Source organism: Streptomyces sp. NPDC058307 (assembly GCF_042880295.1).
Classification (GTDB): domain Bacteria; phylum Actinomycetota; class Actinomycetes; order Streptomycetales; family Streptomycetaceae; genus Streptomyces.
On record NZ_JBHVYZ010000001.1, the window covers coordinates 325,194 to 334,640 of the forward strand.

The following is a 9,447-nucleotide window of genomic DNA, read 5'->3' on the forward strand; positions in this document are numbered from 1 at the left end:
TTCCGCGCACACGGCCGGGGCGGGTTTCGTGGGACGCGCACCGTGATGTCGAACCCTGCGGAGACCGCGCATGACCCTGCGAGGAGGAACCCTCCACGCTCCCCACCGGCCGGCCGATCGGTGACCGCGAGCGTCCGTCCCGGGGGGTCACGCGCCGGGCAGGATCGCGCGCCGGGCAGGCCGGGGAGACTGTCGCGGACGGTTGATGCCATCACAGACAGTTGGCGCATGGAACGGTGGTCCGTCCAGGCGAGGGGTAGCGTCCAAAGGCACGCCGCACTGGTCGGCGCCGCGTTCCTTTCGACCGGGAGAGACCTGATGCCCCCGACAATCCGCAGGGCCGTGATCCCCGCCGCCGGGCTCGGCTCTCGGCTTCTGCCCCTGACCAAGGCCATTCCCAAGGAAATGCTGCCGGTCGGCGACAAGCCGGTCATCGAGCACACAGTGCGCGAACTGGTGGCGTCCGGCATCACGGACATCACCATCGTGGTTTCCGGTGGCAAGTCCCTGATCCAGGACCACTTCCGGCCCAATCCCGCCTTGGTCGAGCAGCTGCGCGCCGCCGGTAGGACCGGCTACGCGGACGCCGTGGAGGAGATCGCCGAACTGTCACGCCTGGGGCACATCACCTACCTGGACCAGCACGGCCCGTACGGCAACGGCACACCCGTCCTGAACGCCGCCAGGAACTTCGGGGAAGAGCCCATGCTGGTGCTCTGGCCTGACGACGTGTTCGTGGCCGACGTCCCGCGCGCCCAGCAGCTGATCCGAGCGTATGAAGCGACGAATTGTCCGGTGCTGGCGCTGATGCCCATGGATCCAGCGGACTCCCAGCGCTACGGCGTGCCCGTGGTCAAGGAGGACCTGGACGACGGCCTGCTGCGCATCACGGGCCTGGTCGAGAAGCCCAGGCCTGCCGACGCCCCCTCGGCGTACGCGGCGATCGGCGGTTACGTCATCACCCCCGGAATCGTCGAGGAACTGCGGGAGCAGACCAGGCGCTGGTACGAGCACCGCGAGGGCGAGGTGTACCTGACCGACGCCATCAACGCCTACGCCGTGGGCCGTGCGGTGTACGGGCAGGTCATCTCGGGCCGGTGGTACGACACCGGCAATCCGGCGGACTACCTCGTCGCCCAGATGGCTTCCGCCCTCGCGCACCCGGAGTACGGGCCCGTCCTGCGCCGTCTCGCCCGCGAACTCGGTGACGGTGAGAAACCGGCACCCGGCACGGACACCTCCACGACCTGAGGGCAGCTACTCCGGTGGAGTCACGGCTTCGAGCACTATCACCGGCCGTCGAGGTGCGTAGGTCCCGCTGCTTCACCAGGGGACCCCTGGTCGGCCGTTCCTCGCTGGAACGTGGCGTACAGCGCCCACAGCGACGGCACGAGCACCACCGCTCCCACGCCGAGCGCAACGAGGACCGCCGACAGCACCGAGGAGGTCGCCGCGGCCGCGGTCACCGTGGTGCTGCCGACCAGGAGGGCCGGGTACTGGGCCGTGCCCCACGCCCACAGGATCGTGGCGACCGCCAGTGCGGCGGCGGCGCGGGCGGCCACGAAGCGCCGCCGGGCCAGCAGGCCGAGACCGGCGAGACCGGCCACCGCGCTGGTGACCACCAGGGGCAGTGCGCGGTGGGTCAGTCCGTGGAACAGTTCGGGGGCGTCAGCGTGCAGTACCGCGATGCCCGCGAGGGCGACGACGCCCGCCACCAGGCCGCTCGCCACCGCGTCGCGCGTGAACGCGGCGGCCAGTTCGGGCCGCCCCTCGCGGTCGGCGTCGGCGCACAGGTACACCGCTGCCAGATGCGCGCAGGTCACCACGGCCAGCACACCGCCCAACAGCGAGGTCGGGTTGAGCCAGCTGGTGAGCACGTCTCCTTCGGCGAGCCCCGGCGGCACGCGGCCGGAGGCGACACCGCCCGCCACCGTTCCGAGGAAGAACGGTGTGAGCAGCGAGGACAGCGCGAAACACGCGCCGAACAGCCGCTGCTGCCACAGTTCGGTACTCGCCTTACGGAAGGCGAAGGCGGCGCCCCGCGCGATGATGCCCAGCGCGGCCAGGGTCAGCGGGATGTACAGAGTGGACATCACCGCCGCGAAGACGGGTGAGAAGGCCGACCACAGCATCACGATCACGAAGATCAGCCACACATGGTTGGCCTCCCAGACCGGCCCGATGCTGTGTTCGATGAGGGTGCGCCGGGCCCTGCCGCGTTCGGCGCCGCCGGCGATCAGGTCCCAGACTCCGGCACCGAAGTCGGCTCCTCCGAACAGTGCGTAGCAGGTCAGACCCACCCACATCACGGCGAGCGCCGCGTCAGCGAGCACGGTCACCTCCAAGGGTCGTACAACGGGCAGGGGCCGTACAACGGGCGTTCAACGGGTCATGGGGGTCGTCACACGACGGGATAGGCGGTGACGTCCTCCTCCTGTGGCGCCTGTGGCACCGGGGTGCCGCGGGCGAGGCGGCGCAGGACGTAGACGGTCGCGACCGTCATCGCGGCGTACACGATCAGGACCAGCCACAGTCCGGTCATGAGGCCGGGAGCGGGATTGACCGCATCGCGCACGCTCATCACACCCCAGACGATCCAGGGCTGCCGGCCGAGTTCCGTGACGGTCCAGCCGCACTCGAGGGCCACCACCGCGGCCGGGCCGGCGACCGCGCTCAACGCCAGGAAGAGACGGGGAGTGGACAGCTCGCCCCCGGTGCGGCGGCTGCGCCACCACGCCCACAGCAGCCACAGGCCCAGGGCGAGCAGGAAGAAACCGACGGCGACCATGAGGTCGAAGGCCCAGTGCACCCCGGTCACCGGCGGTCGCTGGGCGGGCGGAACCCGGTCCAGGCCCTCGACGACCGTGCCCGGGCGGTAACCGACCAGCAGGGAGAGCCCGTTGGGGATCTCCAGGCCGTACTTGAGACCGTTGCCGTCCGAGACGCCGCCGAGGGTCAGCGGAACGTGCGAGCCGGTGCGGTAGACCCCCTCGATGGCCGCGAGCTTCGTCGGCTGGTAGTCGGCCAGGAACCGGGCAGCCCAGTCGCCCACCACGATCTGGAACGGCGTCACGATCGCGCCCAGCGTGAGCGGGATGAAGAACCCCGCCCGGTGATAGGTGTCGCGGCGCCCGCGCAGCAGGGCCACGGCATACACCGCGGCGGTCAGGAACGACGCGACCATGAAGGCGGCCAGGATCATGTGCAGGGTCTGCGGCGGACTGGCCGGATTGAGCATCGCCGCCCACGGATCGACGTCGACGACCTTGCCGTCGCGCAGGGTGAAGCCGCGTGGCTGGTTCATCCAGGCGTTCGCGCAGACGACGAAGAACGCCGACGCGGTGCCGGCGATCACGATGGGCAGGCCGGTCAGCAGATGGCGGCGCGGTGGCATGCGGTCCCACGCGTACAGATAGATGCCGAGGAAGATCGCCTCGAGGAAGAAGGCGATGCCCTCCAGCGCGAAGGGCAGTCCGATCACCTGACCGAACCTTCCCATCAGGCCGGGCCACAGCAGCCCCATCTCGAAGCTGAGGATCGTGCCGGACACGGCGCCCACGGCGAACAGCACTCCCATGGCGCGCGCCCACCGGCGGGCCAGCAGACGGATCGCCGGGTCGCCGGTGCGCAGGCCGTACCACTCGGCGAGCAACGTCAGCGCCGGGAGCCCGACTCCCAGACAGGCCACGATGATGTGCCAGGCCAGGGAGAAACCCATCTGCGCGCGCGCCGCCGCGAGATCGCCCTCCGACACCCTGCCGGCCGCGTATCCGGCGAGCATCCACGGGCCGGTGAGCAGAGTGTGCTTCATGACACTCGTCGGTACCCGGATACGGGCGTGCGAAGCGGTATCCACCGCAAGAGCAACCCGAAGGATCACACGCGCCGAGACCGGGTGTTTACTCCAGCACCCGCCGGGCCGCTCGACGTGCGGGCCCCGGGCCATCCGAACGGCGGACAGATGCAGCCGTCCGGACGTGTGCGGTGGCCGGGGCGTCCGGATGGCTGAAACCTGGCGGCGGTTCCCTGGTACCGAAACATGCAGTACGGCGTCGGGGGCTGCACCCGCCCGTCCCGTCGCGAGGAGCGCTCGTCATGACCTTCAACCCCCTGGAACAGCGGGGTATCCCGCTGGACCGCCAGCTGCGCAACTGGCGCGAGCTGAACGTGGAGCCGATCGACCCGGACCGCTGCGACCCCTACACCCGCTGCCGCATCATCACGATGAACGGCATCGAGGTGGAGGCGGTCCTCTTCAGCCACCAGCTGGCCCGCAACACCGTCGACCCGGAGGTGAAGCGGCAGCTCGCCCGCACCCGCTACATCGAGGCCCAGCAGCAGAAGGTCGTCAACTGGCTGCTGCCGGGTGTGTCGTCGGTACTGGAGACGACGATCGCCTACGAGCAGGTCGCGGTGGACCTGACGGCCTGGGTCGCCCGGATGGAGCCGGACCCGTACCTGAAGCAGGCGTACCAGTTCGGGGTGCTGGAGGACTTCGACCACCTGTACCGGTACGCCAACCTCTACGAGATGATCGAGCACCGCAAGGCGGAGTCGATCGTCGACAACCTCACCGAGGTCATGCCGGGGCGGCCGACGAAGTTCCACCACCGTGACCCGTACGACAACGTGCGCGACGCGTACGACAAGACGGCCACGGACCCGCTGTCGAAGCTGCACGCGCTGACGATCATGTCGGCGGAGCAGCAGACCATGAACTTCTACATGAACACAGGCCCCACCTACATGGAGCCGATCGCCCGCCGACTCTACCAGGAGATCGGGTTGATCGAGGAGGAGCACGTCACGCACTACGAGTCCCTGGTGGACCCGGGCGAGACGTGGTGGGAGCAACTGGTCAACCACGAGTACAACGAGTGCTACCTGTACTACTCCTTCATGGAGCAGGAGAGCGACCCCAGGGTCAAGGCGATCTGGGAGCTGCACCTGAACATGGAACTGGAGCACCTGCACACCGCCTGCGATCTGATGCGCCGTCACGACGGCCGGGAGCCGCAGGAGGTCCTGGCTCCGGAGCTGCCGAACGTGCTCACGTTCGAGCCGAACAAGCAGTACCTGCGGGAGCTGCTGGACACGCAGATGGACCTGACCACGCTCGGCGCCGGCTATGTGCGCGAGGCACACGAGCGGTTCGGGAAGATGCAGGAGCAGATCCACGGCGGCGAACAGCCACCGAGCGAGCAGGTCATCACGGAGCACGACGAGATGTTCGGCCGTGAGTACCGCGTCCAGTCCGAGGGCGAGCACCCGGACCCCGCCATGCGCGAGAAGTGAGGGGAGCCGAGATGACCGAGCTGCACACCCCGCAGGCCGGCGACGACAACGCCGAGGACACGGACGTGGTGGCCCTGCTGATGCGCCAGCACGGTGACATCCGCAACCTCTTCGACGAGGTCGAGCAGAGCGGGGGCGAGGAGCGGCGCGAGGCGTTCCGTCGTCTCGTACGCCTGCTCGCCGTGCACGAGACCGCCGAGGAGGAGGTCGTGCACCCCTTCGTGCGGAGGGCGGTGGACGGTGGCCGGCAGGTCGTCGAGGACCGCCTCGCCGAGGAGAAGGCCGCCAAGGAGACGTTGTCGTCCCTGGACGGGATGGACACCGACGATCCCCGGTTCCTGCCCCTGCTGAGGCAGCTGCGCACGGACGTGCAGGAGCACGCGCGGGCGGAGGAACGCTACGAGTTCTCCCACATCCGCCGCAGCACCGACCTGACGAACCTCGCCGCCATGGCCAAGGCCGTCAAGGCCGCCGAGGCGATGGCCCCCACCCGGCCCCACCCCGGCGTCGAGTCCGGCGCGGCCAACGTCGCTCTCGGCCCGGTGGCCGCCCTCATGGACCGCACCAAGGACGCTGTCCGCAAGGCCATGGGCAACGGCTGACGTACGGCGGTACACGCAGCCCACACCTGGGGGTACACCGTCGTCCCGCGGTGTACCCCCACCCCCGCTGTAGTCCGAAGGAATGGCCGAACCGGCCATGTGGCGCAAGGCCGGCTCGAGGCAGGAACCGCTTCGGCGCCATGGGACTACGTTGCCCATGACCGGTTGTCCAGTCGCCACGGTGACCGTCGGCGGCGCAGGCCCACCTTGGCCTTCATCAAGGGGTTGTGATGGCGACTCATACGACTGAACCGATCTCTCCGGCCCCGGCGGCCGAGCGCCGGAGCCGGGGCCAGGTGATCGTGTCCTGGCTGAGCACGACCGATCACAAGAAGATCGGGCACCTGTATCTGATCACGTCGTTCTGCTTCTTCCTGGTCGGCGGGGTCCTGGCGATGGCGATCCGGGCCGAACTGGCCCGTCCCGGGCTGCAGTTCCTGTCGAGTGAGCAGTACAACCAGGCGTTCACGATGCACGGCACGATCATGCTGCTGCTGTTCGCCACCCCGACCTTCGCCGGGTTCGCCAACGCCATCATGCCGCTGCAGATCGGCTCCCCCGACGTCGCCTTCCCCCGGCTGAACATGTTCTCCTACTGGCTGTTCCTCTTCGGTGGCCTGATCGTGATGGGCAGCTTCCTGACCCCGCAGGGCGCCGCCGACTACGGCTGGACCGCCTACACCCCCCTGAGCGGCCCCATCCGCAGCGGCTACACCGGCGCCGACCTGTGGATCATGGGACTCGCGCTGGCCGGATTCGGCACCATCCTGGGCGCGGTCAACTTCATCACCACCATCATCTGCATGCGCGCCCCCGGCATGACCATGTTCCGCATGCCGATCTTCACCTGGAACATCCTGCTGACCTCGGTGCTCGTCCTGTTCGCGTTCCCCGTGCTGGCGGCGGCGTTGCTGGCGTTGGAGGCGGACCGCAAGTTCGGGGCGCACGTCTTCGACGCGCAGTACGGCGGGGCGCTGTTGTGGCAGCACCTGTTCTGGTTCTTCGGGCATCCGGAGGTGTACATCCTGGCGCTGCCGTTCTTCGGGGTGATCACCGAGATCATCCCGGTGTTCTCCCGCAAACCGATCTTCGGCTACATGGGCCTGGTCGGCGCGACCATCGCCATCGCGGGCCTGTCCGTCACCGTGTGGGCGCACCACATGTTCGCCACCGGGGCCGTGCTGCTGCCGTTCTTCTCCTTCATGACCTACCTCATCGCCGTCCCCACCGGGGTGAAGTTCTTCAACTGGATCGGCACCATGTTCAGGGGCTCGCTGTCCTTCGAGCCCCCGATGCTGTGGGCGGCGGGCTTCCTGGTCACCTTCCTGTTCGGCGGTCTGACCGGCGTCATCCTGGGCTCCCCGCCGCTGGACTGGCACGTCACCGACAGCTACTTCGTGGTCGCGCACTTCCACTACGTCCTGTTCGGCACGATCGTCTTCGCGATGTTCGGGGGCTTCAGCTTCTGGTGGCCCAAGATGACCGGCACCATGCTCGACCACCGCCTGGAGAAGATCCACTTCTGGACGCTGTTCGTCGGCTTCCACACCACCTTCCTGGTCCAGCACTGGCTCGGCGCGGAGGGCATGCCCCGCCGCTACGCCGACTACCTGGCCGCCGACGGCTTCACCGCCCTGAACACCGTCTCCTCCATCGGCGCCTTCCTGCTGGGCCTGTCCACCCTGCCCTTCCTCTACAACGTGTGGAAGACCGCCAAACACGGCGAACGCATCGAGGTCGACGACCCCTGGGGCTACGGCCGCTCCCTGGAATGGGCCACCTCCTGCCCGCCCCCACGCCACAACTTCGTCACGCTGCCCCGGATCCGCTCCGAGTCGCCCGCGTTCGACATGCACCATCCCGAGATCGCCCGGCTCGACCAGAAACAGCACTCCGGCAGGCGCGACGCCATCGACGCCGCGGGACACGAAAGCGATCGGTCATGATCGGCAACCGGGCACGTACTCCACGACCCGGCCGGGCGACCACCTCCCTCGCCGCCGAGGCCGAGGGCTACCTCCTGCTGCACAGCCACCACCACAAGGCCCGCCGCGAAGCCGAGCAGTTGTGCGCGCGTATGCCCTGGCTGACCACCGCCCAGGCGGAGGAGCTCACCCACCACTACGTCGACCAGCACGTCGAGCTCACCCGCCACATGCTCCAGGACACCGTCCGGCGCGCCGACCAACTGCGGCAGGAGTACGAGACCCGCTACGGCGAACTGCGCCGCGCACTGCTCAGGCGCCACACCGCCTTCGCCTCCACCGTCCTGGCCTGCGCCACGGGTCTCGGTGCCGCGGCGGGAGTGCTGGCGCGGTAGGCGCCGACGGCAGTCCCGTTTCGTGGCGGTGGCGGCGGGCACCCGGCACGCCCACGGGAGGATCCGCAGGTCGCCGCACGCGCGCGGTCGGGCACCGGTCCGAGCACTCGTGCCCGGTGGATCAGCCCGCCGACACACCGGATGATCCTGTAGAGGGCCCGATGAGCGAGTACACACCGTCCCAGGCCGAAGGCGAACGGGACGACGACAAGCCGAACGAGTCCGCGGAAACCCGCCCCGACCACGGCCCGCCGCGGACGACCCCCTCCCAGGCGGAAGGGGAGCGCGACGAGGGGGCCGAAGCGGAGCGAGCGCTGCCCGACGGCCCCGACCGGTACGCGCGGGCGCGCAGCGAGGAGGAGCCCGGAGCCCACTCCGGTGCCGAGAGCCAGGCGCACCGCCGCGTCGTGCCGGGGACGACGAGCGCCGCCGAGGGCTACGGACCACCGGGTGGCACGGGGGACGACGAACCCCTGGCCGGAGTCGAGAACACCGAGCGGCCCGGGCCGTCCGGTCCGGTCACCCGCGACCACGTACGCGAACTGCTCGCGGCGCGCGAGGACTCCGCCACGCTGGTGCTCATCGAGGGCCGCGCCCGGGTGATCGCCGCCGCGGAACGGAACACCGACTGGTACGCGGGGGCACTGGACGTCATGTCCGGTGGGGAACTGGCCCGCCGGATCGGGACGGACTCCCCGACGGACCGGGAACTGGACGTGCTGGCCGGCACGTTGAACACGATGGTGGCCCACCTCGGGGCCTGAGTCGGTCACCGGCGTCGGCCGCCGGGTCACCAGCCGTCGTAGGCCCGACCGGGCGTGACACCGGGGATCGCGGCGGACAGCAGGCCCGTGATGGTGGCGCCGATGACCAGGAAGACGACGGCGCTTGCCAGTTGGGAGCCGGTGCCGAGATCGGTGGTGAAGGGCAGCAGCATCATCGCCACCGTCACCAGCGAGGCGATCCAGGTGCAGAAGGCCCGCGGCCGGGCCACCGTGACCAGCAGCAGATGCAGCAGCCCCGTGGCCACCAGGGCGGCGACCGCGGCCCACGCCGCCAGGTAACCGATGGTGGCATCGCCCCACACGCCCGCGCGATGCGGGGCGAACACCGCCACGTCCAGCACCCCGCGCATCAGCAGTGTGGCGGGGGTGGGGGCCCCCGCCCCCCCCCCCCCCCGGGCGGCACCGGGCGCCCACAGGCCACCCGCCGCCACCGTAGACGGCGGGC

Annotated in this window: 9 protein-coding genes; 6 read left to right on the top strand and 3 right to left on the bottom strand. The window is 69.7% G+C overall.

What is annotated here, in order from left to right; all coding sequences use genetic code 11:
* Window positions 1–318 precede the first annotated feature (318 nt).
* On the top strand, window positions 319–1,251 hold the full coding sequence (locus ACFVYN_RS01505) for a UTP--glucose-1-phosphate uridylyltransferase (RefSeq protein ID WP_389990841.1): 933 nt from the start codon (window positions 319–321) through the stop codon (window positions 1,249–1,251).
* A gap of 38 nt (window positions 1,252–1,289) precedes the next feature.
* On the opposite strand, the gene ACFVYN_RS01510 is transcribed toward ACFVYN_RS01505, so the two are convergent.
* On the bottom strand, window positions 1,290–2,333 hold the full coding sequence (locus ACFVYN_RS01510; RefSeq protein ID WP_389991010.1) for a cytochrome d ubiquinol oxidase subunit II: 1,044 nt from the start codon (window positions 2,331–2,333) through the stop codon (window positions 1,290–1,292).
* Window positions 2,334–2,401: 68 nt separating this feature from the next.
* Complete coding sequence (locus tag ACFVYN_RS01515) at window positions 2,402–3,811, bottom strand: cytochrome ubiquinol oxidase subunit I (protein ID WP_389990843.1); 1,410 nt, start codon at window positions 3,809–3,811, stop codon at window positions 2,402–2,404.
* Between the two features lie 284 nt (window positions 3,812–4,095).
* On the opposite strand from ACFVYN_RS01515, the gene ACFVYN_RS01520 reads away from it, so the two are divergent.
* The 5 genes from ACFVYN_RS01520 to ACFVYN_RS01540 all read left to right on the top strand — a co-directional run bounded on the left by ACFVYN_RS01520 (window position 4,096) and on the right by ACFVYN_RS01540 (window position 8,981).
* The gene (locus tag ACFVYN_RS01520) at window positions 4,096–5,295 is read left to right on the top strand and encodes a hypothetical protein (protein ID WP_389990845.1); all 1,200 of its coding nucleotides are present in this window, start codon (window positions 4,096–4,098) and stop codon (window positions 5,293–5,295) included.
* An 11-nt stretch (window positions 5,296–5,306) separates the two neighbouring features.
* On the top strand, window positions 5,307–5,897 hold the full coding sequence (locus ACFVYN_RS01525) for a hemerythrin domain-containing protein (protein ID WP_389990847.1): 591 nt from the start codon (window positions 5,307–5,309) through the stop codon (window positions 5,895–5,897).
* Between the two features lie 230 nt (window positions 5,898–6,127).
* Complete coding sequence (gene ctaD, locus ACFVYN_RS01530; protein WP_389990849.1) at window positions 6,128–7,843, top strand: cytochrome c oxidase subunit I; 1,716 nt, start codon at window positions 6,128–6,130, stop codon at window positions 7,841–7,843.
* Window positions 7,840–8,217, top strand: coding sequence for a hypothetical protein (locus ACFVYN_RS01535; RefSeq protein WP_389990851.1), 378 nt, complete (start codon window positions 7,840–7,842; stop codon window positions 8,215–8,217). The genes ctaD and ACFVYN_RS01535 overlap by 4 nt, the downstream gene beginning before the upstream one ends.
* Window positions 8,218–8,378: 161 nt before the next feature.
* Complete coding sequence (locus tag ACFVYN_RS01540) at window positions 8,379–8,981, top strand: hypothetical protein (RefSeq protein WP_389990853.1); 603 nt, start codon at window positions 8,379–8,381, stop codon at window positions 8,979–8,981.
* 26 nt (window positions 8,982–9,007) lie between these two features.
* Here the strand turns inward: ACFVYN_RS01540 and ACFVYN_RS01545 are convergent.
* On the bottom strand, window positions 9,008–9,447 hold a 440-nt coding region (locus tag ACFVYN_RS01545; protein WP_389990855.1), incomplete at its 5' end, for a DUF6069 family protein.